This is a genomic window from uncultured Shewanella sp., from assembly GCF_947501225.1.
Lineage (GTDB): Bacteria > Pseudomonadota > Gammaproteobacteria > Enterobacterales > Shewanellaceae > Shewanella.
Genome location: NZ_CANMUW010000011.1, coordinates 90,026 through 115,475 on the forward strand (window position 1 = coordinate 90,026; position 25,450 = coordinate 115,475).

The window sequence follows — 25,450 nt, forward strand, 5'->3', positions numbered from 1 at the left end:
GTGATATCGACCGGAGTTGAACCAGAGCCGCTTTTCATCGAATAAACGGGCGATTTCACAGTGGGATTAATCTTCGACAGGGCAGGTGATAGTAAATTTGGTTCCCTGCCCCAAGTCAGAGCTCACATCTATATTCCCACGAAGCTTTTGCTTCACTATGTTGTAGACAATACTCAACCCTAATCCACTGCCCCCCTGACCGCGCTTAGTGGTAAAAAAGGGCTCAAAAATATTGCTGCAATCCTGCGAGGAGATCCCCTTGCCATTATCGGCAACCGTCATGATCAGGCTTTGCTGCTTTATTGAGGCATCGATGACCAACTCACCATTAGGGTAGCCGCTAAAGCCGTGAAGCAAGGAGTTGAGGATCAGATTGGTTAATACCTGATAGAAGTCTCCGGCATAGGAGTGAACAACAATCTCCTTATCGACCCGGTTGGAAATGGCAACCGGGTACTTCCTGGTCTCAGGGGACAAACTGCTCAGTAGAGACTCTATCAACTCATGTAGGACAAACTTCTCCTTGTGCAGATTAGTTTGCTCGACGGCCACCAGTTTAAAGTCTTTCACCAATGAAGCCGAGCGCTTCAGGTTTTTATCAAGCAGGGAACATGCCGCTTTAATATCGTTCAGGTACCGTTTGAATACATCTTCGGTCAGCTCGTCACTACTGTAACTCTCCTCTAAGATAGTTAACTCCCTCAACAGGAGCGATGATGCCGTGATGGCCACACCTATGGGCGTATTCAGCTCATGAGCAAAGCCGGCCACCAGCCCACCCAGAGCCGCCATCTTCTCAGATTCGATAAGCTGAGACTGCATCGCCTGCAAGTTTTTCATCGACAGGTTTAAGCGCTTATAGCTTTCGGCCAGTGCGGCTTCCTTGTTTTGCCTCAGTTCGATCTCATCGGTTAACTTAAGAGTACGTTCTTCGACCTGTTGCTCTAACGTCTCTCTGGCCAGAGTGAGGGCGTGTGACATCTGGTTAAAACAGAGCGCCAACTCATAGCTCTCCCTGAAGCCTTCGGGCTTCATCCTACTGCCGGTTTCTCCCGATGCTATAGAGCGGGTCATCTGACTCATAGACTCAAATGGCTTAGCCATCACTCTTCCAAGTAAGCCGGAAACAAGCAGTACACCGATAAGTACAATCCCCAGTGTCAGTAAGCCGAGCCTGAAGAGTTGTTCGTAAACCTGCATCACTTCACTCTTATCCTCCTTAAATACCAGCCCCCACTGCACAGATGGGATATAACGGGAAGCCGCCAACACCTCTACTCCCCGGTAATCCCTGTCGAAACCGATATACCTGTGACCCGACAGAGCCTTAGATAATGGCTCGGATAACGCCGAAACCGGCTGTGGCTGTCCTATGGTCACACCGCTATTATATTTAGACTTAACCTGATAACTGAAACTATCTCCCTGTCTGGCCGCCACCACCACCTCTCTGCTCGACCTGAGTCCACTGACATCTGAAGCCACCTTTTGAATAATATGGCTATCGAACTGCAGCACAACGATACCTATCAGGCGCCCCTGCAGTAGCACCGGAGAGCCGATATAGGCCGCAGTCTGTTCTATGGCAGGGGAATATTCGAAGCCCGATAAGGAGGACTCCAGAAAGTACTTGGCTCTCTGCACCACAAAATTTTGCCCACTGTCAAATTCAGCATCGGCGTTCAGGCTTTCCACCACGTCACCGTTTCCTCCCAAGGAGAACAGAAGCTCACCTGCTGGGGAAACGAGTAAAATGTCCAGATAACCGTAGTCCTGATAGTGTTGATATCGTGCCCTGAATCCAGCCGATAACTCCCGGTAACGCTCAGCCTGCTGCTCATGACCATATAACCTGTTGAACTCCTCCAGGGCTTGTACAATCTCAACCGACTGGGACAAGCTGAATGCATCGGCGATTCGCTCGTCAATATAGCTCTCAATCTGCTTAACTTTTCTATCGGCAAACTGAGATAAGCTCTCCTCCTGCTGTCGCAGGAAACTGCTCTTAAATGAACTGAGGTATAAGCCGGATAAGATCACAGTCGGCGTCATGACACTCAAGAGAAGCCAGATAAAAAGTATGGTCGATAAGTTATGGCGTCTCATCGATACTCAAGCTCCTGCAGACGCTGCAGCCAAACTGAACGGCTATGGTATTTCGGAAAAGGTGTAGGCCTGATGGGGGAATCACTTCGCCAGACTATATCGAACTGCCCATCATCTCCGACCCGGCCGATGCGCACCGTTTTCCACAGATGTTGGGTGCCCATATCGACCGATACAATACCTTGAGGAGCGTTGAGGCTCTGGTAGCCAAGGGCATTTTTTACCCTCATGGGATCAAACGTGCCCGCCGCAATGACTCCCTGAACCCAGAGTTTAATACCTATATAGGTTGCCTCCATAGGATCGTTAACCACCCTGTGCTCACCAAAGCGCTTTTTAAATGAGTTCACAAATTGTCGGTTCTCTTCACCCTCTATACTCTGGAAATAGTTCCAGACGGCGTAATGCCCCAGCATCTTTTCAATACCTATGGCCAGTATCTCGGGTTCGGCGAGGCTGAAAGAGACCACCTTGGTACCTTCGAGTCCACTCAAGCCATTAAAGAATGCGATATTGCTGTCGCCGTTAATGGTATTGAATACCAGATCCGGTTTTAACCGCCTGATATCCTCCACAACAGCGGAGACATCTAAAGAGCCAAGAGGCAGGTAGCTCTCACCCAGTGGCTCAATGCCACGATTCTTCAACTGATCTTTAATCAGCATGTTCGCGGCGCGTGGGAAGATATAATCGGAGCCAAGCAGGTAGATCCCCTCTCCTATATTTTCCAGTGCCCAGTGAACACTGGGGATGATCTGCTGATTTGGTGCGGCTCCCGTATAGATGATATTAGGCGACTGCTCCAACCCTTCATATTGCAGGGGGTAGAACAACAGGTTTTGATATCGTTCAACAATGGGCTTCACCGCAATACGGCTGCCCGAGGTCCAGCAACCGAACAAGACAGCAACCCCCTCCTGTGTAATGAGTCGCTCCGCCTGTGATGAAAACTGCTGCCAGTTCGAAGCCCCATCCGCTACAACGGGCTCCAACTGCCTACCCAGCACCCCGCCATCGGCATTGATCTCTTCGATCGCCATGGTCAATACATCGACCAGATCCCGCTCGCTGAACGCCATGGTTCCGCTCATCGAATGCAGTATACCAACCTTAATCGTCGCATCTTTTTCAGTGTCACAGGCAGCAAGACCCGTAGCGAGAAGCATGGCTAATAACAGCCATCTCCACCCAGGGACGAAACATTGAAATGTACACGCTCTAGCCTTCGCCATAGATCGTTGTCGTAAATCCGGATTCACCACATTTAATTTTGGCAGATAAGTGAAGTTTATCCACTCGAGGGCAACCGGGAAGCACACACAAAAAAGCCCACAGCAATAAACTGCGGGCCTTATTAATTATGCGTCTTACTCTAAATTTTTTACCTTACAGCAAAGTATCTATGCCTGGTTGGTTTCCTGAATCGAAAGAGCCGGAGCTTCGCTCTCATCCGCAACACCTTTCTCGGTTTCATCGACAATAGTCAGTACCGCCGCATCGCCGACAACATTACAGGAGGTCAATACCATATCGATCAGCCTATCCAGCGCCGCCACAATGGCGAACGCCTCTACCGGCAGCCCCATCTGATGAATAAGCACACCTATCATCACCATTCCACCACCGGGCACACCACCGGCACCGACCGACAGCAGGAAGATGCTGAATAACAGGGCCGGAAGTTGATCCATTGCGATTGGGGCACCGAAGGCGTTTGCCACAAAGAAGATCGCAATCGTGATATAGATAGAGACTCCCCCCATGTTCATGGTTGCCCCCAGAGGTACACCGAAGCCTGCAATGGCACGCTTAACACCTAGCTTATCTGTCAAGGTTCTCATCGTCACAGGGATGGTGGCATTCGAACTTGCGGTAGAGAGGGAGAATAAGATCTGCTCCTGAGTCTTAGCACGAAACTCTTTCGCCGAGACAGAGGTGAAGGCACCGACCGCCACCGGGTAGACGATGAAGATCCAGGTCAGCAACAAGCCCAGAATAACCACCAGATACTCGAGTACGCTCAGGAAGATGCTCGCCTCGAGTGTTGCCCCCAGCTTCAACATCAAGGCAAAAACACCGATGGGAGCCAGCTGCATCACAACAGTGATAAGCTTCATCATCAGTTTATTACCTTCCTGGAACCCTTGAACCAACAGAGGAACCCCATCCCCCAGAGACTTAATCACACCGCCGACCAGCAACGCCATGAAGATAACCTGCAGCATATTACCCGAGGTAAAAGCCGCGACCGGGTTACTCGGTACGATATTAACGATAAGCTGAACCAGGTTAGGAAGCTCTGTTGCTGTGATCTCAGCCCCCTCGCCTCCGGACATATCTACGCCTAAACCAGGTTGTAGCAGCAGCGCAACCGTCAGCGCCGCAAAAATTGCCACTAAGGTATTGATGATATAGAAGCTAAAGGTCTTGCCACCAAGACGTCCGAAGCTCTTAAGGTCATCGAGCTCCAACACACCACACACTATGCTGACAAATACCAGCGGTACGACCAACATCATGATCATATTGACGAACATGGTGCCTACGCCGGAGGATAACTCGACGACGGTGCCGGAAAAGAAACCGATATCGCCGAGTAGGTATTGAATAATTGAACCGAACAATAATCCGGAAAACAGACCGATAAAGATCCGTGTAGAAAGTGATTTTGTCATTTGCCTGCCTTCAATTTGGCATCTCTTTTTGTATGCCTTTTTAATTCAGCATCGAACGCTTCGAGTATCCGTGCCGTTAAATTGAGGGAATGAGTTCCCTTCTTTGCACCAGATAGTGAATCATGCTGGAGAAAAATTCAATCACAATCGAAAATACGCAAATTGATACAATTCTATAACCCACGCATAAACAAGCATAAAATCACGCACAAACAGGAATCAACCCAAAGAACATGAATCAAAACTTTTACATTATTCTCACTACCGCAACACCAACGCCAACAATTCGCAAATAGAGCCAGTTGATAACACCAGCACAACCACAATTTATGGATGATAAAACCAACAAAACAATCCTTTTAAGAGCTTACAGCTGGTTAAACTCGGGTGTCAGGATGGTTAGTTTGTCATTTGATTAAAAAAAAGCCGTTAACAGAAGAAGCTGTCAACGGCTCTTTAAGTAGATAACTCCATATTAAGGCTGAGCTTTTAAGCCAAAACAGTTAAGCCAGCCAAAGCTCTACATCCCTGATGATAAAGTTACCCGTATAAACCGGATCTGACTCACCGATAGGCTCTAACTCGAAGTAGTGCCTGTGCTCTTCGGGCAGGCCTTCATAGCCGCAGATAACCTGATAGAGCCAGCTCTCGCTCTCCCACGGCAGCTCCTTCTCTTTCAGATACTCCAACGCCGACTGACTCCGCCCCGAGTCGATGACCGAGCAGAAATACTCATCCACGGCCAACTTCAGCGGATTATCCGGGATATCGAACTCTTCAGCCTGGCTAAGGGAGACACTGACATCATGCTCACGAAGCTGAGGCTCCTGAGATGTCCGGCTGATAGCTTTTATGCGCGAAACGATATCCAAAAGCTCAGGTTCATAACCTGTGTTGTGAACATCTACCGCAGCCGGTGCCAGGATAGCCTCCGCACGATTAAACAGAGTAGGCAGCTGCTTATGACTGACATGATCGGCGGGGGTATAATCGGGGTGTAGATCGGTATAGAGCAGCCAACCTTTCAGCAGGCGGGTTCGCCCTCTTATCTGACGGAAACGCCCGAGCAGCTCCAGTAAGCGCCCCTGAACAACACTGAGCTCCTGAGTACAGTCACTCAATGTCTCCTGCAAGCTGGTAACGAGGAGCTTTCGCAGCTCGCGAATATCTCCTGCGATCTCACCCAGCTCACTGAACTGGAACATCTCCAGACCGTTGAGCAGCTCGGTGACCTGACTCTGGGCCAGCTCATTTTCACGGATCTTGGCGTTGATGGTACCCACATAACCAAATTCGTTATTGATACGACTCCAGAGCACACGAATCGAATACCTCAGCCCTTCGGTGAAACTATATACATGCTCATTGAGATCCGACAGGTAGGCCTCACAGGCACTGTAATCGACGTTTTGACGTGCCTCTTTGTAGTGATCCGCCAGAGTTTTAATGCTGGCCAGAGAGGAGCCGACATTGGAGTCTATCTGGCGATTACGCTCATCGCTGAGCGCCTCCTCGAGCAGGGCCCGCACCGAACGTTTGAGACGCAGCTCCTGATCCGGCTCGGGGCGCCACAGGATCTCACTCTTACGCAGCTTTTCGATAGCGGCCGCGTTCTCTCCCCCGTCGGGCACAGAGCCCGAGAGGTAGACATCCATAACGAGATCGGCGTGTCGACCTAACTGCTTAAGCAGCTTAACGCCGGCCTGATGTAAGTTTGTACTCATCTTAAACCAGATCCCTTTGGGTAGCGGTCTCGGCCTGCGCCTCCAGGCTCAGCCCTTCGGTTTCATCGATAAAACGAATCACCTCGTAGAGATAATCTAACTTACCGGTGGCGATAAAGATCTGCTTCTCGGCATTGGGGCGGGTGATATAACCCAGCTCTACCAGACGTTTGAACACCAATTTAATCTGGGCGTCGACATTGCTACTGGTCGAGCCAAACAGGCGATAATGGCTGATCTTGGCCAGCTGCTCTCTGAAGGCCGGTGTATCTTCGATACGGGTCTGCAGCTCAGTTAAACGTACCGCAGCTCCCTCTGACAGAGGCGCATCCTGTCCGCTGGCTTCCTGAACCAACACCAGCCACTCCACCAGGGGGATGAGTGCATTACAGATATCCCTGAATTGAGAGGAGATGACTTTACGCTCCCTGTCACCCAGCTGCAGGTAACCACAGAAGAACACCTCCCCCTCCCCCGCAGAACCTATGGTCCGGTTTATCTGGTTAAGGTAGACCTCGACCCGCTCTTTAGTGGCTGGGGTCTTCAGTGAACGCCAGGCCTCTTCGTCGGTCGTTCGGCAGATGAACTCCCCCTTTAGCAGGCGCTCTATGATGGCACCGGTTCCTACGATTGCAGTTTCTGTCATCTCACTCATTACACCGCCTCCCTGGCAAATCGTTTACTCAATTTATCGGCGATGGGATTGGCCTGAGGTTTCACCACCTGTAGTTTTCTGGTCTGTTTATTGATGATATAGCGGTTAGCAAACAAGTTAAGTACCTCAGACTCAGGGTTAGGGAAGGCCCCCAAAACAGAAATATTGTTGTTTTCACAGGCATCGAAGATCTTCTTCACGTTACCATGATGCAGGGTGCCCAGCTCATCGATGGGCCAGTGAATAGTGACATCCGAGCGCCCACGCAGCAGACGGGTAAAGGCCAGCAGGAACTTACATAAGATCAGATACGCCATACCGTGACTGGAAGACTCATTGAGCTGACGATCGGTACGGATCACCAGATCGCTGTTGCCCTCTTTCAGCCTCAACTCAATCTCGAGCAGTTTGGCAATACCGCCGGAGAGTGCTGCGCGACCGATAATATCCAGGGCACGGCGCATGCTGTTGGTGTAGTTCTCATCGGGCAGTTCACTGAACCCGTCGGCCTTCCACTGACGGAAGGCTTTAACAAAGAGTTCCAGCTCAGGCCAGAACTCCAGCTCGCTGATCCGCGAGCGGATCTTAACCGCCGACTCAGAGACTCCGTCCAGGAACAGCTCTTCACCCACCTCACGGGTGATACGTGCACTCTGAGAAGCGATGCGGCGATCGATATCGGCCAATACATCATAAAATGCGGTGAGGTCGACACCAAAGATCCGTCCCTGCTCACGCAGCGCCATGATCGACTGGGGCACCATCACATTGAGCAGCTGCTCGAGCTGAGGAACCAGCTTGCGGTAATCGAGCAGGCGGATCCCTTTATCGTTCACAAAGCTGGACTCTTCACGGGCCCGCTCCCAGGTTTCCGACAGGCTCGACCCTGACTTGCTGGCGATAACCGAGTCGAAATGCTCCACGTACTGCTTAACCGAACCTAACAAGCTGTCTCTTTTCAGCAGCTGCTCCTCACCCTGACGCAATCGCTCGGTGAGCCCACCCTGTGCGTCATCATTGTTAGCCGGCAGCTTAAGCTCGCTAAGTTTTCGCATCACACTACGCAGCTTAGTCAGATTCTCCGAAGCCTCTACCTGTATCGCATCAGACTGCTTACGCTGACTATCCAGCTCCAGCCTCTTGGCCTTGACTTCATTGGCTTTCGACTTGAGCTGCTGCTCAAGCTCTGAGGTCGCATGCTTGACAGTGCTGAGCTCAGTTTGCAGTTTAGGTTTACGCATCAGCCAGGTATGCTGATACCAGTCTTCATATCTGAGCACCTCGTTACGGCGCTGCTCGGCCTTAGTGATGCTCGACTCCAGAGTACGGATCTCCTGTTTCAGCGCCAGGATCTTATCTTCATCCACGCCGCGGGACTTAAGCTCGCTCTTATACCACTGCTCACAGGCCTTGAGCTCGCTCTTGGCATGATCGCGTCTGTGCTGAATATTCTCCTTCGTCTGCTCCAGTTGAGTATCGAGCGCGCCAACCACCTCCTGCCAGTAGGCATTTTTCTCCATCCTCGCTTCCAGCGCCTGCTCTTTCTGCTCTTCGAGCCACTCATCATGCTGGTGTTTCAGCTGCTTAAGTTCGCTGTCTAATCTGCTCAACCTCTTCTGCGACTCGGCTTTTCGCTCGTTGAGTGCCTTGTTGATCTTCTCCTGCTCGGCGCGCTTCTCGTCAAACAGGCGACGAAGGTCGTCACGGCTGTTCTTATATGCGGTGCGGGCGAAGGTGAGCTCCCTGCTCAGCCCATCCAACTCGGCGTTGATGGCGACCAGCTTGTCTTCGGCCTCGGCCTGAAGCTCTTTGGCAGCGAGTAGTACCTCTTCAGCCTTAGCATGACGGATACGTAACTCCTGCTCGGAAGCGGCATATTCCGGCGAATCGATAGCCTTAAGATCCAGTCCGACGCCATAGAGCGCCTCTAAACTTTCTCCTGTCACGGCCGGATGCAGGTCACTGCGATGCAGCAACTCGGGGTTGATCACCCTACCTAAACTGTTCTCCCAGCCATCGACCTCTTTGCGCAGGAACTCAAGCAGGGTATGAGACTGAGGGAAAAGAATATGATGCAACTCATCGAGTTCACTCTGACGCTCGGTGACGCGAATACCGGCCAGACGCAGACTCTCGCTGGCCTGATCTCGTCTGGCACGCAGCTTACGCTCGTCGCTCGTTAACCTGTCGACCTTGGCATTACATACCTCCTGCTCCTCATCGGCCCGGGTGATCCGTTCATCGAACACGGCCAGTGCCAGCTTTTCCCCTTCACTATAGGTCACGCTGTCGACGCGCACCTTTAGCTCGGCTGCGGATAGCTTAAGCTGGTACTCCTCCTGATGAAACTTCTCACGACCACTGTCCATCTGTTCGCGCCACTGACCATCAAGTTCCTCCAGTTCGCGTCGTCCCTGCTCACGCTGCGTATCTCTGACCTCGCGCTGCTTCTCCTGAGCCTGATGCAGGTTTTCCAGCTCACGATTGAGCCCCTCACCGATCTTACTGCGACGGGCGTTGTATGCCGCCTCGATATCCTGATGCTTCTCGGTCTGCAGCTTGTGACGCTCGGTCAGGTTTTCCAGGCTGCCACGCCAGTTTGGCAGCTGCTCCAGATCCAGTTTTGCCTGCTCGATATCGGCATCTAAGAACGCAGCATGTTGGTCCTCTATCGCATCGAGTTCATATTCACACTTAGCGACATCTCCTTTTGCCGCCGACAGATCAAGGCTGAGCTCATCGCGCTGCTCCTTCCACTCATCGTCTAACTGTCTTAACTCGCCATTGAGTGACTTAGAGAGCTCCTGATTATGCTCCTGACGCTCCACCTCTGCGGTTTCATCTTTAGCGTAACCACGCTTGAGACTCGCAAGGCGCAACTCGGCGCTCAATAGTTGATTAAACTCCTGCTCAAGCTTCTCAAATTCCGGACGGATCTGCTCGAAGCCCTGAATAAGCTGGCTGTCCCTGATCCAGGCCTCGACCCTTTGAGGGTTCAACCTGGAACTGGGCGGGTTAACCCCATCCTCCTCCAAAATGGCGGCAATCATCGATTTGATCGTCTCCATCTTGCCCTCTTTAGAGTGCACGGCCTTGGCCAGCTTTTCGATATGGCGCAGAGTATGTTCCGATTCACACAGGGAGAACTGACGCGCATAGGTTCGCAGCTCACTGCGGTTACTCCCGGTACTCAACAGGGCGCGATCATTTTGAATGATGGCACGAAATTCACGGGTATTAAGCAGGTTAGTCACAGCTACGCCGGCACGTTTCATCTCCCGCCCCAGCTCAGCCATGGTATGGCAGAGCACTGTGTCGCCACTTTTTGACTTCACATAATCTTCCAGCTCGAAGCCCTTGGCGATAAAACGGTAATTGACCCCTTTACCATCTCCGGCAGAAGAGAGAACCGCTTGATTTAACAGGCCGTCGTCACGCTTATACTCATAGATGATAAAGCTTGAATCGTGAGGCAGGTACCAGCGTTCGAAGCTATCACGGGTAGAGGGCACGACTCGACTTGGATACTCACCATAGAAGACAGGCACCAGACGCTGCAGCGTGGTCTTTCCTGAGGCATTGGTACCACAGATATTCGTGTGGCCATCGAGGGCGAGTTCCACTACGCCGGGTAGGTGCGTATCGATAAGCACAATTCGATTCAAGCTTGGCATTTCTTTCCTTATCCAAACAGCGCCTCTTATGAGGCAAAAGCAGACAATAGAGCATCACAGACAAAGGACCGGGAGCGGTTCTGAGCACTTTACGTTAACCTTAAGGCTAATATGGCGATCTTTTCAGAGACACTAAAATAGATCAAAGCGGCAGCGAGCGCAATCACGTGCACACAGGCTATGATCGGTGAAGATTAAAAGCGGGATCATACGCTAATTTGCATCAAAATGACGTTCAAGGAAAGAGCAATCGAAAAAGTCGCTGAAAGTCAGGTAAGAGCGATAGCAGGAACAGAGAAAGGCAGGTAAACGTCTGCAATAAAACCGGTGTTAAGAGAAGGTGCAAGTCGCGAAGACTCACACCTTCCGGAGCTGAATCGCTAGCCCGCTACCAACTCGGCCTTGTCCATTTCACTGTTTTCCCGTTTTGAGAAATAACGTAGGGTTTCGGCTTTTATGATATGAAGTAAACCCGAAACAGTTGCTATCAGGTTCGAGATAGCAACTCGACCATATACAAAATCCTCTATTTAGCCCGCTACCACCTCGGCTTCGTCCACTGCATTACCTTCCCGTTTTGAGAAATAACGTAGGGTTTCGGCATGGATAATATGACGCAGGCCGACTATCGCAATAAGGTTAGGAATCGCCATCAAGCCATTCACTGTATCGGCAAGCAACCAGATCATATCCAGCTGAATGAAGGCCCCCACCGCGATGAGTGCAAGGAACAGCCCCTGATAAAGGCGTAAGCCCTTGTCACCAACAAGATAGTACCAACAACGCTCACCGTAATAGTGCCAACCTAAAATGGTGGTAAAGGCGAAGCAGACCAGGGCGATAGTCACCAAATACTGTCCGACCAATGCCGAGCCACCGCTGGCAAAGGCCGCACTGGTCATGGCCGCACCGGCGGTCTCACCGCTCCAGACGCCTGTGATGATAAGCACTAAGCCGGTCATGGTGCAGATGACGATGGTATCGAAAAAGGTACCCGTCATGCTCACCAGCCCCTGCTCTACAGGCTCATTGGTCTTGGCTGCTGCGGCAGCAATGGGCGCGCTGCCCAGCCCCGCTTCATTTGAGAACACCCCACGGGCAATACCGATCTGCAGCGCCTGAGCCACCGTCGCCCCCAGGAAGCCACCGGCGGCAGAGATTGGGGTGAAGGCCGACTCGATAATCAGCGCGAATGCCGGCAAAATTTGATCAGAAAAAGCGACTAAGATCCACACACAGGCCAACACATAACCAAGCGCCATGGTTGGGACTAGTCTCTGCGCCACATTGGCAATACGTTTAACCCCGCCCAGAGTGACCGCGGCCACAAGCACAGTTAATACCAGAGCCGTCACCCAGCTCGGCACATGGAAGGCAATCGTCATGGCATCGCTGATGGCGTTAACCTGCGCAAAGGTACCGATACCGAAAAACGCGACCCCTACGCCAAACACGGCAAATAACTTAGCCAGCCAGCCCAATCCCAGGCCGCGCTCGATATAATACATGGGGCCACCAGCTATCTGTCCCCTCGCATCTGTGGTGCGATACTTTACCGCCAACATACACTCGGCATACTTAGTAGCCATACCGAAGAAGGCCGCTAACCACATCCAAAACAGGGCGCCGGGACCACCAATCTTGATAGCGGTGGCGACACCGACAATGTTACCTGTACCTATGGTGGCAGAGAGCGCGGTACAAAGGGCGGCAAAAGAGGACAGGTCGCCCTTACCGCTTGCAGGTTTAAACAGTAATTTCATCGCCAATGGCAGACGAAATACCTGGATCAGCTTGAGTCTCACCGTAAGATAGAGTCCCGTCCCCACCAGGAGGCATAGGGTGACAGGTCCCCAAACTATGGCGTTAACATCAGCCAGAAGATCGGCGATTAGGAGTTGAAAATTCATACATTCCTCGTGTATTAAACAACTGAACCCTTTAAAAAGAGTTATTAATAAACGGAGGAGGAAAAGAAATGGCTGTTGAGCGGCATGCCGGGCGCAATAGCAAGCCATATTCACCGGGCAGAAAAGCCAAACGGTAAACATAGCCCACGACGACAAACGACAGGGACTGTGCAGTCATCCTCTCCTCTGTCCTTTTGCCTGAGCGTTTCGCGTCTATAGCCAAACCCGGGGTTTGGCTATTGGTCAGTAAACGGGTTCACTGAGACACTTTCGCCTTCGGCGCCGCAATACAGTTTTCTGTTTTGAATACCTGTTTACGATCTCTCCAGAGGCTCGTCCAGTAACAGTCCACGCCAATCACAATTGGCACCTGAAAGAGTATTTGGCTAAAACGAACTAAAGCGTTAAACCAAGTTGCCTCGTCGGTGTGGGGGCAATTCCCCACTCTCCTGCTACCTTCATCCGAACGGATTGCCGAACTTAACGTGATAAATCGCGATAAGTTCGGCAGGTTGCACAGAATGCAGCAATATCGGGATTTGCTCAAGTCGGTCAGGTCACATTTTTACCCAAGACTCGACAGATGTACTTTTTTTGGACAGATAGAGGGGAAGATTCAAGATGCCAGGTGCGAGGAGGCCAGAGCTCTTTTACGTAGAAGCGGCTTTAGCCGCGAATCTTTAAACGTTTCAAACCATGAAATAGAGGCTTTAGATACTTGGTCAGGTTACAAAGAGTAAGTTCAGAATGACACTAAATACTAACATTCAAGCTGGTTCCTGAAGCGAATTCAGGACAGCCAGCTTGGACAGCTTAAAAATATCAAACCTTAAAATTCGGTTTTGCGGCCTTCATAGGTTTCGCACATCTGCTGCACCTTGTCAGCCTCAAAGGGGCGCAGGCCACTCATTACCAGAGTTTTCACGCCCGTTCCCACTAAGGTGTCGCCACTGTGAAGCTCAAATTTCAGAGTCACATTGCCGCGCTTACCGTCGACGACAAGCTCCTGTTCAACCAGTGAAAGGGTTACCTGGGTAAAGTCCAGGGTATTGAGGTCGAATGACATGCTCTCATAAATAACCAGCGGACGTGCCGGATTAATCATCACCTGATGCTGCTCCATCATAGGTACGAGCACATGAATGAAGTTCAGGCCGGAGAAAGCCACATAACTACGGATAAAGGACTCTATCTGAGCTTCACAATGCCTTACATCACCATGGCGCTCGACACTCAGATAGTGCTTATCTTTATCATCATTGATATCGAAGCTCTCGCCGACGGAGGCGGGAAACTCTAACTTAACGCCATCTCCCACCATACCGGCAAAGTTAAAGCTCATCTTCTGGCTTAAACCATACTCTCCCAACACCAAAGAAAATAGCAGGTCTCCGGGCACACAGAACCGCTTGGCGCCTTCATCATGAATAGGATTAAAGTCCTGGGCCACATTTTTTGCAAAGTCACTCGCCTGAGACGGGAGAATTGATACAGATTGATTTTCTTTTTTATAATATGGAGTTAGAAACATATTCACTCAATTAATTGTTGCAGCATAAAATTGCGGCACATTTTATATCAAAACTTCTCAAACACTCACCCGATGACTTGGCAACAAGGATTTAACGCCAAAGCCAGTACCGAAATCAGACTGGAAATAGGTTCCACTGAATCGACAACCAAATGCAAATTCCACCAGCCCTCAGCAGTTAACAATTGTAAAGAATGCTGAGCTTAAGTTAATTTTAATGCTTCACACTTAGGATGCGCATAAAAATGATAATCACTCCCATTAACATTACTTAATGGGTCTAATTGGATTATTTTACCTTTGGTATTAATTGCGTAACGGAGATCATATGCCCCACCCTAAAGTCTTGTCACTCAGTCTAGTTTCCACGGCGCTGCTTACAGCACTGTCAAGTTCATCATTCGCTCAGGAGGTTCAAAACAGCGAGCAAGCCGGCCCTATGGAGCAGATCAGCATCTTTGGCAAGCGAAACCCCCTCAACACAGTTCCGGGTAGTGGACATCAGATCACCGAGACGCAGCTCGAGACCTTCAAATACACAGATATCATGCGCACCCTGTCATCGGTTCCCGGTGTCTATATTCAGGAGGAGGATGGTTACGGTCTTCGCCCGAATATCGGTATGCGTGGTACGGGACAAAACCGCTCAGAAAAGGTCACCATCATGGAAGATGGCGTTATCGCAGCCCCAGCCCCCTATGCTTCTTCTGCAGCCTACTACTTCCCGACATCCGGACGCATGGAGTCCGTTGAGATCCTTAAAGGTAGCTCAACGGTTAAGTATGGCCCCCGGACCACAGGCGGCGTGATCAACATGCTCTCACGTCAGATCCCCGAGGAGGAGCTGGCCGGTAAGCTGGATATTGCAGCCGGACAGGATGGCTTCGGCAAACTACATGGCTATGCAGGCGGACAAGGGGAGCGTGTCGGCGCTGTTGTCGACCTCTATCGCTACCAGGCCGATGGCTTTAAAGATATCAATGGCGTAGGCGGCGATACCGGGTTTAAGAAGAACGATGCCATGGCCAAGTTCAGCGTACGCTCGGCCAAAGATGCCAAATTCGAACAGGTGCTGGAATTTAAACTAAAATATTCCGACGAAACATCTAACGAGACCTATATGGGCCTCACCGATGAGGACTTTGCCGCTAACCCCTACAGCCGTTACTCTGCATCACAAAAAGATGTGATGAATACCGAGCACAAGCAGCTGCAGATCAACCATATCATCGACTTTAGCGATAATATCACCTTAGGCACTACGGTTTACCATAACGACTTTAAGCGTAACTGGTACAAGACCAGCAAGGTTAACGGTGAGAAGATCAGCGGAGGTGGTATCCAGATTGCTTCTGATTTTGATAGAGATCCCACCTCCGGTGATCTTGAGGTCGATGTAAAGGCTAACAACCGTGCCTACCTATCCCAGGGTATCCAAACTGAACTTAACTGGTACTTAGACAGCCATGAGATCGCCTTCGGAGCTCGCTACCACGAAGATGAGATGGACAGATTCCAGTGGGTTGATACCTACACCATGGGTTCAGACCAGGTGCTGCTGATGACTGAAGCCGGCACACCAGGTACCGACTCTAACCGTATCGACAGCGCCGAAGCTTTAGCCTTATATGTACAAGATAAGATTAACTTCGGAGACTTTAATATCACCGCAGGTGTGCGCTACGAAGATGTCACCACCAATCGCCGCGACTGGGGTAAAGAGAACCCGGGACGTAACGGCGAGCCAGGCAAAGTGAAAGACAATAGCTTTTCGGCGTTTATGCCTTCGCTATCGGCCACATACCAGGTTAACGACTCCCTGCTTGTGCTTGCCGGCGTTCAGAAAGGTTTCTCACCTGCATCGCCAGGTAATAGCCAAGGTGAAGAGGAGGAGAGCTGGAACTATGAAGCCGGTGCCCGTTACAACAGTGGTGAACTAACTTCTGAAGCGATATTCTTCTACAGTGACTACAGTAACATGCACGGTGACTGCACTGAGTTCGCCGGTTGTAATGATGAAAATATTGGTGATCAGTACAACGCAGGTGAGGTGGACATTACCGGCCTGGAGCTGAGTCTGGCTTATAACTTCAATAGTGGCGGTCAGGTCAACTTCCCTGTAAAACTTGCTTACACCTACACGAGCTCAGAGTTTGGTAATAGCTTCGAATCTGATTTTTGGGGTGATGTTGAGAAGGGCTACGCATTACCTTACCTTGCTGAAAATATCCTATTTGCCTCGGCAGGTATTGCAGGTGATAACTGGGAGTTAACCATAGCGGCACGCTACACAGATGATATCCGTACAGAGGCCGGTGAAGGTAGCATCCCAAGCGATGAGCTGATCGAAGCCAAAACCATAGTCGACCTTTCTGGACGTTATTTTATCTCAGAAGCTCAGGAACTTTACCTGACCGCCGAGAACCTGTTTGACGAAGAGTATGTTGCCACTAAGATCCACGGTTCAAGCTCAGCGGGTAAACCAATGACAGTCACAGTCGGATATTCGTATAAGTTTTAACCACATCTAGAAAAAACCAATAAATTTTTTAAATCTTTAAAAAGGTGAGCCTCGGCTCGCCTTTTTTACTATCAATAACAAACTAATTCATTGTTAAACAACAAGAATACCCCACCTAACATTAATACAAACTGGCATCAAAGTGATTTACCTTATCTTTACATTTGTTGATCCTCATCAAAAAAGCAAATGATAACCGTTTGCATTATCAAAATCAGTTGTTAGAATCGCTCCAAATTAAATAACCCTTACATAACAACAGGGAACAAAATGATGATGAAAAAGACGCTGATAGCAACCGCACTCGTTGGCCTTTTCGCCAGCCAAACTGCATTTGCTTCTGAAGAGACTCAAGAACTACGTAAAGTGATCGAGCAGCAGCAAAAGGTGCTACAAGATCTTGAACGTCGTCTCGAAGCCACTGAAACTCGAGTAGAAAAGACTGCCGACGTAGTCGAAGAGGTTGCAGAGTCCAAGAGTGCAACGACTATCGGTGGTTATGGTGAGCTTCACTACAACAACATTACCGATAACAAATCAGATAGCGACAAGAAAGCGATCGACTTCCACCGTTTCGTACTGTTCTTCGGCCATGAGTTCACCGAGAAAACACGTTTCTTCTCTGAGGTTGAGCTTGAACACTCACTTTCAGGTGATGGTAAGCCGGGTGAAGTAGAGCTTGAGCAAGCCTACGTAGAGCATGACTTCAACGAGATGTTTAGCGGTAAGGCGGGTCTGTTCCTGATGCCTGTTGGTATCATTAACGAAACCCATGAGCCACCAACTTTCTACGGCGTTGAGCGTAACCCTGTTGAGAAAAACATTCTTCCTGCAACCTGGTGGGAAGCCGGTGCGGCACTTAATATTAAAGCCGCTCCAGGTCTGGTTTTCGATGGTGCCGTGACCAGTGGTCTTGAAGTTGCTACCGAAGGCAGTAAAGCCTACAACATCCGTAGTGGTCGCCAGAAGGTCGCTAAAGCTAACGCTTCAGATCTAGCCTACACTGCACGTGTTAAATACACAGCAGTTCCAGGTCTAGAGCTCGCTGCAACCGCTCAATACCAGGCTGATATCACTCAAAGTGCCGGCGGAGTAGACACGGCTTCTGCAACTCTTTTGACTGCACACGCTATCTACAGCATTCAGGGTTTCAGTGTTAAAGCCCTTTACGCACAGTGGGATATCGATGGTAAAGAAGCTGAAGCATTTGGTCGTGATGAGCAAAATGGTTGGTACATCGAGCCTTCATACCGCTTCAACGAGAGCTTCGGGCTGTTTGCTCGCTATAATGAGTATGACAACGAAGCTGGCAACAGCGACGATACTAAAATTGAGCAAACCAACGTAGGTATTAACTACTGGTTGCATGAGAACGTAGTATTCAAGGCTGACTACGAAAAAGTTGGCGGCGCCAAAGATTCAGACGGGTTCAACCTGGGTGTAGGTTACCAGTTCTAATCATCTGAGTTTGAGTACCTGGATACTAGTTAATAGGTACCGGATTCCAGCTTCAAGGTGCTAAAAGCGACAGCCTTTAGCACCTTTCTCAGCTTTAGCATAAGCTAAAATCCTCTAAATGAATCAGTGAGTCCATTATGAAGCTAAACTCTTTTCTCCTTATCCTTCTCACTCTGCTCCTAAGCTTCAACGCTCACTCCAAGAGTGTTTATCAAGAGCCACAAGAGTTTATCAGTCAGGCCTTTAATGCCCCGGCGCCCAAGTCGAAAGTCTTCTGGATAGACGATGAAGCACAGAGAGTCATAGAAGAGATACTGGCACATAAATTCAAGAAGATGCGCCTGAGATATTGGCAGCAGGAGGGGGAAACCGTTTGGATACTGGAGGAGATAGGCAAAGAATCGCTTATCACGGTCGGTATACATATCAAAGATCAACAGATAGCTCAGACCAAGGTGCTCGTCTACCGTGAAAATCGCGGCGATGAGGTAAGACATGATTTCTTTACTGATCAGTTCAAATCGGCCAAACTAAAGGACGATCTTCAGCTCGACAGACATATCGACGGAATAACCGGCGCTACACTATCCGTCAGGGCTCTGACCAAACTATCACGCATTGCACTATGGTTGGATAATCATGTCACAAAGGGGTAATAAGGTAAGAGCGTAAGGATCATTTAACGTTACAGCTTGAGCCCTCAATATGGTGCTTATGCCATATTAAAAATAAAGAACAATGAAAAGAATAATTAAATGATCCATAAGCATCACCATCATCGTAAGAAAAGCCTCAAAACAAAAATTACCAAGCAACTCCGCCCCTGGCATCGCGGCCTCGGGATCATCAGCGCCCTCTTCATCCTGCTGATGGCTCTGAGTGGCATCTTGATCAACCATAGCAACCAACTGTCGATCGATACCACCCATGTAGAGCAGAGCTGGCTACTGGACTACTATGGCATCACCCCGCCTGCTCAAATCGATATCTACCAGACATCACCGTTTAAACTTGCCAGCTCAGATAACCTTATCTGGGTCGACAACAGGCTCGCCGTCGAAGCCGACTCATCGATTAAGGGAGTGCTGTCTCTGGGCAGGGTGCTGGTCGCCGTAGACAGCGACAACCTCTACCTGCTCTCGAAAGAGGGGGAGCTGTTGGAGAAACAAGATGCCTCGACCGGACTTCCCCGTGGGATTGAGGCCATCGGCTTCGATGAGCAGCTCTGGTTGAAAACAGATACCGGCACCTTCATGGCCGACGATGACCTTATCGAGTGGAACCAGAGTCAGCCATTGGCAGCCATCGACTGGAGTGAACCACTCGCTGCGGATAGTGTTATTGATGAACGCGAATCGATCGCCCTGCAGGCCCGCTCCAGCCACCTCACCTGGGAGCGTGTTCTGCTGGATATCCACAGCGGACGCTTCTTCGGCAGCTTAGGCCCCTGGATCATGGATCTGGTCGCACTGGCGCTGATCATCATGGCCATCTCCGGGATCTATATCTGGCAACAGCAGAAACCCAAGAAGCCGAGAAAACGAAGGTAAATTCGTTTTATCCTTTATTTGTTGGTTGCACCATTTGATCCACTTGGGTATTGGGTGGAAATAATGGTAGTCGTACCTTCATTGTTATCTATCGTATCGCTTGCAGCTTGCTTGCGTGCAAGTAATTAGTACAAGTAGGACTATAGTTCCCCACGAGTAAATCCAAGACCAAACCAGATTAATGAACCCCATCTAAGAAGATATTTGAAACTTGTTATCCGACAAGCAAACAAGTTTTTTCCCGCCCCTCGCCGGGCAGGCGTTAGATAACAATACGGCTATGGTACTTAGCAAACTACCCAAGTACCAAACCAGCCATATGAAACCTAACAGAAATACTTAAAGGGCTTGTTATTCCACAAGCCCTCTATGACTATCTGCCAGTCAGCTTCTGCCACCAGGATAACGGCTCGCCGCAGTTCTTCGCCGGATGGTAACTGGACTGCAGCGCCGGCAGGGCTATCGAGTCATCACAGCCCGCCTGTTTGGCAATGCCGGTGGTGCGCTCGAAATACCCGTTTACGACGCCATTAACCGGCGTTCTTCTCAGGCTGATTGGCGGCCTGTCTCCGAGGAAGTCCTGATATACGGCCATGGCGCCGCTGCTGCCATAGAGCTTGGTCTTGCCGTTATCGTCACGGCCAACCCAGATGGCGGCGACATTACGCTCATCGAAACCGGCAAACCAGGAGTCGCGGGAGTCATTACTGGTACCTGTCTTACCTGCAAGCGTGGTTCCCGGGAAGGCCCTGCCGAGTCTGGAGGCGGTGCCCGAATCAACCACCTGGGTCATCGCATACTGCACCAGGTAGTTCGTCGCCGCGTCCAGTGCCTGACTCGGCGCTATCGGCGCCGCCGGTAGTGGGTTATTGTCCATATCCAGCACCGAAGTAATCGAGCTCAGCTGTCGGTAACGGCCGTTGTCCGCTATGGTCTGATATACCTGGGCCACCATCAGGGGAGAGCCGTTGACCGCACCAAGCAACATAGAGGGGTACTCAGGGATCTTATCCCGCCAGCCCGCCTTGTCTAATGTGGTAGCCACACTGCCAACGCCAATACTCATGCCTAAATTAACCGTAGGCACATTGATAGACTTCTTAAAGGCGGTTAACAGAGGGACCTCACCCCTGAACTGCTTATCCACATTCTTAGGCGACCAGCTTTTACCCTGACCATTTTTCAGTGTGATGGGCTGATCTTTTATCGGCGTCGCCAGATTATATCTGTCACCATGACTCAGCGCCGTGGCATAGACGAATGGCTTTATCAGGGAGCCGATTGGACGACGTATCTCTACCGCGCGATTAAAGCCCTTATAACCCGGCACCTTATCCCCTACCATGGCGGCGATACCGGCGGAGTATTTGTCGGTCACCACCATGCCCACCTGCAGGGAGTCATCACTCTTACCAAGGCGCGCCATGGTCTTCTTAACCGCTTTTTCGGCGGCCTCCTGAGCCATAGGATCCAAGGTGGTATAGACCTTTATCCCGGACTGTTTCAGCAGGGAGTCGCCGAATCGTCTCGCCAGCTCATGTTGCACCACGGCAAAGAAAGCCGGCAGTTTCTGATGTACCGGTTTATCTGCCTTGCGCAGCCCCAGAGGGGATTCGACCGCCGCCGTGTACTGCGCCACATTGAGTTGATCCGCCTCCATCAACAGCCTCAAGACCAGATCTCTCCTCTGCTGCGCCCTCTCAGGGTAGCGCCAGGGGTTGTAGTAGGAGGGGCCCTTGATCACTGCCACAAGAAAAGCCTGCTGCGGCAGGGTCAGTTCGGCAATGGGTCGTCCGAAGTAGAACTGAGATGCCAGCCCCATGCCGTGTACACCACGGGCCTTATCCTGCCCCATATACACTTCATTGAGATAGGCCTCTAATATCTCATCTTTGTCATAACGAAAATCGATGATAACCGCCATCAGGGCTTCACGAATTTTCCGCACCAATGACCGCTGGCTGGAGAGGAAGAAGTTTTTAGCCAGCTGCTGAGTCAGGGTCGAGCCTCCCTGCACCGTTCTTCCGGCGCTGATGTTCACCATCAGGGCCCTCGCGATAGCAAACGGGTTAACGCCGTGATGCTCATAAAAACTGCGATCTTCCACTAAGATGAGGGCATCGATTATCGGCTTAGGGATCTTGTGCGCCGGCACAAATAATCTGTCTTCACCATCTGTGGTAAGAATACGGTCGAGTAGTACAGGTTCTAGATGAAAAACCGCCAGCTGACGTCCATCTTTATTTCTGGCAACAGAGCTGACACCCTGCGAATCGAAGCTGATCATCACCCTCTGCTCGGCCTGGGAGCCCTGCGGATGGAGGAAGGGACGACGCCAGAGATCCACCTTGGTTTTCGAGGCCGAAAATTCGCCGACCTGCCTGGGATTAGCGACCTTGCGGTAACCCAGTAGCTTAAGTTCGGCGATGAGTTGGTTATGGCTCACCGCAGCGCCAGGATAGAGCGCCATCGAGCGGCTGAACACCTGAGCCGGCAGATGCCACTTCTGCCCCTCGAACTTTCGGGCGATGATCTGATCCAGATAGATGCCATAGATAACGGCCGCCGCTACAACAATGAGCGCACACTTCCAACCTATCGACCAGATACGACGTCCCCAACCCGAAGATGAGGTTCTCTTCGAGGCGCGCTTTTTGCTTTTTGGCTTAGCTTTGGCCGCACTCTTTTTAGCGGCTGGCTTCTTAGTCGCCCTCTTTGATGTCTCTTTCTGTGTCATCTTTGTTCCGGTAAAACCTTTCAGCGGACGGTTTTCCGGCCGCTAAGTAATTCATAATTAGTATAATTTCAATCGACTCGGCAACTCCGGCCCTAGCCCTTTGTGTTTAAAGTCTTCTTCTTGGTAAAGCGGGTCGGCAGGGTATTGGCTGGGTCATCGGGCCAAAGGTGTTTGGGATACCTTCCCTTCATCTCTTTTTTAACCTCGACATAGGGCCCCTGCCAGAAGTTGGCAAGATCTGCCGTTAATGCCAGAGGCCTGTGAGCCGGCGATAACAACTCCATCGTCACCATGAGTTTGCCATTGGCCAGAACCGGGCTCTGCGCCATTCCCAGCGCCTCCTGCAACCTGACACTGAGCAGGGCTCTGCCGGTTTCATCATAGGTTATCTTCGCCTTGGTCCCCGTCGCCATAGTCCAGTGAGTGGGAAACAGTGAGTCTAATCTTTGCTGTTTATCCCACCCGAGGCCGTTGAGCAGCAGAGTATAACAGTCGAGCGCCTTCAATTGTGACAGGTTTCTGACATCACTCAAATAGGGAGCCAACCACTCATTCAGGCTCGCCAGCAGGCTGGCGTCATCGAAATCGGGCCAGCCCTGTTCGCTGTCGAGCTCTGCCGCTAACTTCACCCTGTTTTGCAGCTGCAGCAGCTTATCATCGATATTGAGCAGACCCAGTCCCTTGCTGAGAAGTTGCTCTATGATGGCGGCTTTTATCTGCTCCTGATCGGGCTTCTTCGCAGCCGCTCTGCTTAGCACTATCTGACCGATAGTTCTGCGGGTCTCGGCAAAGAAACGTCCCTTAGACTCATCCCAGCCACAATAGTCCTTACTCGATACCAAAAATGAGAGCCGCTCTTTAAACGCCGCCTCATCGACTTCGGCGGCCAGATAGACCCGACCGGAGGTTCTGCCTTCACTCTCCTGAAAGTCCGCCACCACCAGCCAGTCTACATGAGAGAGAGCGTCGTTATCGGGCAGGAGCACCCCGGTACCATTAGCCAGCTGATAACCCGATACCCCTCTGCTTTTCGCGATGCGATCGGGAAACGCTAATGCGAGCAGAAAAGCGATATCTGCACCGTTAGTGCTGGTGTAGATCTCAGACAGGGGCATATTGACCTTTAACTTCTTCATCCATGTTCGTACCTGCTGGCCCGATTCCCCCTGAGTGGCCTCTCTTAAATAATTACCAATGTCTGTTCCATGACGACTACGGGAGCGAGACTCTAACACGCCGGCCAACAGGCAGGCTAACCCCGCAAGCTCATCTGATCCGCTCTGAGCCGACAGCGCCCTGGCCTTGAGCAGCATATGGGCCAATCTTGGATGACAACCCAGCTCATAGGCTTGCTGCCCGTGAGCCGTAATTTTTCTCTGCTCATCGACCACCTCTAACATCTGCAGTAACTGCCAGGCTACCGCTTCATTAGCCTGAGAGGGCTGAGTCAACATGGGAAGCTCAGAGAGTGACTTAACTCCCCAGCATGCGCCGTCGTGCACCATAGAGATAAGATCCGTATGTAGGATCTCGGGCTCGTCGGCCTTAAGCAGCCTCCCCTGCTCCTCCTGACTCCAGAGACGCAGACAATGGCCCGGGGCCAAACGTCCGGCACGACCACAACGCTGCGCCGCCGAAGCCTGACTGATACGCTTGAGTGACAATCTGGTCACCCCCGTTCTGGGGTTGAAGCTGGCCTGTCGCTTATAACCTGAGTCCACCACCATAGTGATCCCTTCGATGGTCAGACTCGATTCGGCCACATTGGTCGAGAGTACGACTTTACGTTTTCCGTCCTCTGCTGCGGCAATGGCCCTGTCCTGCGCCTTTGCAGGCAAGCTGCCATAGAGCGGACAGAGACTGAACTTGCTCAAATCCAGCCGGCTCGCTAAGAAGTCATACAGACGCATGATCTCCGCCTGACCAGGCAGGAATGCAAGCAGTGACCCGTTAGCGGTGTGCCCGTCAACGTCATCATCGCCCTTGAGCAACTCCACTATGCTTCGTCCCATATGTTCTATCCAATGGGAGTGATGTTGGGATCTGTTTTTCGACACCGCAGCACTGTAGGCTATCTCGACAGGAAAACTGCGCCCCTCACTCTTTAAGGAGATGGCATCGGGCATGACGCTATTCAGCGGCAGGCCGGAGAGGGTCGCCGACATGGCTAAGATCTTCAGATCTTCGCGAAACGATCCCTGGATCTCAAGCGCCAGCGCCAAGCCAAGATCTGTGGTCAGGTGGCGTTCATGGATCTCATCGAAGATGATCAACCCGACCCCCTCTAACTCGGGATCTTGCTGGATCATCCGGGTAAGAATCCCCTCGGTGACGATCTCCAGTCTGGTCGCTCTACTGCTGCGAGATTCCCCCCGGACCCTGAAGCCTATCTCCTCGCCTATGGCGCAGCCTCGCTGACCGGCGATATAGTGAGCCACGCTTCGCGCCGCAACCCTTCTGGGCTCCAGCATCAAGATCTTGCCCTCAATCTCCGTCCAATCGAGCATGGCTAAGGGCAGTGCGGTTGACTTACCTGCACCGGTAGGGGCTTCGAGGATCACTTGATTATGCTGACTAAAGGCCCTACGCAGAGGGTCGAGCAGGCTTTGTACGGGTAACTGTTCCAAGGAGATGACATCTGAATAACACACTGCCACCAGTGTACTAGGAATGGGCCTTATACCCAAGCCACTTCATATTCCGAGTTTCAGAGCTTCCGAAGGATAACAGGGCAAGGCAGTGATTGAGAGAATGGTTGCTCCCTTGTCGATATCACTAACGCCGCTCAGGTGTTCTTCGGGAGCTCCCGAAGGGCAAATCGATAAGCAACATTTTCTGTATTCTTTATTTATAAGAATAAACATTGAATTAGAAAACTAGTCCTTCTATTTCATGAAGACCACCACGGA

Annotated in this window: 14 protein-coding genes and 1 riboswitch; of the genes, 4 read left to right on the forward strand and 10 right to left on the reverse strand. The window is 50.9% G+C overall.

Annotation, left to right across the window (positions count from 1 at the left end; genetic code table 11):
* Positions 1-66: 66 nt before the first annotated feature.
* The 8 genes from Q1B47_RS15435 to Q1B47_RS15470 all read right to left on the reverse strand — a co-directional run bounded on the left by Q1B47_RS15435 (position 67) and on the right by Q1B47_RS15470 (position 14,275).
* Complete coding sequence (locus Q1B47_RS15435) at positions 67-2,106, reverse strand: ATP-binding protein (RefSeq protein WP_299795392.1); 2,040 nt, start codon at positions 2,104-2,106, stop codon at positions 67-69.
* Entirely contained in the window at positions 2,103-3,272 is a 1,170-nt protein-coding gene (locus Q1B47_RS15440) for an urea ABC transporter substrate-binding protein (RefSeq protein ID WP_299795394.1), read from the reverse strand. The genes Q1B47_RS15435 and Q1B47_RS15440 overlap by 4 nt, the downstream gene beginning before the upstream one ends.
* A 234-nt stretch (positions 3,273-3,506) precedes the next feature.
* A complete protein-coding gene (locus tag Q1B47_RS15445; RefSeq protein ID WP_299795396.1) occupies positions 3,507-4,781 on the reverse strand; it encodes a dicarboxylate/amino acid:cation symporter in 1,275 nt (424 codons plus the stop codon).
* A 503-nt stretch (positions 4,782-5,284) separates the two neighbouring features.
* The gene (locus tag Q1B47_RS15450) at positions 5,285-6,505 is read right to left on the reverse strand and encodes a phosphoenolpyruvate carboxylase (protein ID WP_299795398.1); all 1,221 of its coding nucleotides are present in this window, start codon (positions 6,503-6,505) and stop codon (positions 5,285-5,287) included.
* A gap of 1 nt (position 6,506) precedes the next feature.
* A complete protein-coding gene (locus Q1B47_RS15455) occupies positions 6,507-7,160 on the reverse strand; it encodes a hypothetical protein (protein WP_299795400.1) in 654 nt (217 codons plus the stop codon).
* Entirely contained in the window at positions 7,160-10,834 is a 3,675-nt protein-coding gene (locus Q1B47_RS15460; RefSeq protein ID WP_299795401.1) for an ATP-binding protein, read from the reverse strand. Before Q1B47_RS15460 ends, Q1B47_RS15455 begins: the two co-directional genes overlap by 1 nt.
* 530 nt (positions 10,835-11,364) lie before the next feature.
* A complete protein-coding gene (locus Q1B47_RS15465; protein ID WP_299795403.1) occupies positions 11,365-12,744 on the reverse strand; it encodes a sodium:alanine symporter family protein in 1,380 nt (459 codons plus the stop codon).
* Between the two features lie 176 nt (positions 12,745-12,920).
* Positions 12,921-13,083, reverse strand: a riboswitch (glycine riboswitch).
* Positions 13,084-13,573: 490 nt separating this feature from the next.
* Positions 13,574-14,275, reverse strand: coding sequence for a DUF3581 domain-containing protein (locus Q1B47_RS15470; protein ID WP_299795404.1), 702 nt, complete (start codon positions 14,273-14,275; stop codon positions 13,574-13,576).
* 328 nt (positions 14,276-14,603) lie between these two features.
* Between Q1B47_RS15470 and Q1B47_RS15475 the strand changes: the two genes are divergently transcribed.
* From Q1B47_RS15475 to Q1B47_RS15490, 4 genes are all read left to right on the forward strand, one after another.
* Positions 14,604-16,796: a TonB-dependent receptor gene (locus Q1B47_RS15475; RefSeq protein WP_299795406.1), complete on the forward strand. Its 2,193-nt coding sequence runs from the start codon at positions 14,604-14,606 to the stop codon at positions 16,794-16,796.
* 270 nt (positions 16,797-17,066) lie between these two features.
* Complete coding sequence (locus tag Q1B47_RS15480; RefSeq protein WP_299795408.1) at positions 17,067-18,254, forward strand: porin; 1,188 nt, start codon at positions 17,067-17,069, stop codon at positions 18,252-18,254.
* A gap of 137 nt (positions 18,255-18,391) precedes the next feature.
* Positions 18,392-18,910, forward strand: coding sequence for an FMN-binding protein (locus Q1B47_RS15485; protein WP_299795410.1), 519 nt, complete (start codon positions 18,392-18,394; stop codon positions 18,908-18,910).
* 99 nt (positions 18,911-19,009) lie between these two features.
* Positions 19,010-19,804, forward strand: a complete 795-nt coding sequence (locus Q1B47_RS15490) for a PepSY-associated TM helix domain-containing protein (protein WP_299795412.1) — start codon at positions 19,010-19,012, stop codon at positions 19,802-19,804.
* Positions 19,805-20,177: 373 nt separating this feature from the next.
* Here Q1B47_RS15490 and mrcB read toward each other — a convergent pair whose 3' ends face one another.
* Both mrcB and hrpB read right to left on the reverse strand, forming a co-directional pair.
* Entirely contained in the window at positions 20,178-22,541 is a 2,364-nt protein-coding gene (gene mrcB / locus Q1B47_RS15495) for a penicillin-binding protein 1B (RefSeq protein WP_299795414.1), read from the reverse strand.
* Between the two features lie 92 nt (positions 22,542-22,633).
* On the reverse strand, positions 22,634-25,192 hold the full coding sequence (gene hrpB, locus Q1B47_RS15500) for an ATP-dependent helicase HrpB (RefSeq protein ID WP_299795532.1): 2,559 nt from the start codon (positions 25,190-25,192) through the stop codon (positions 22,634-22,636).
* Positions 25,193-25,450 lie beyond the last annotated feature (258 nt).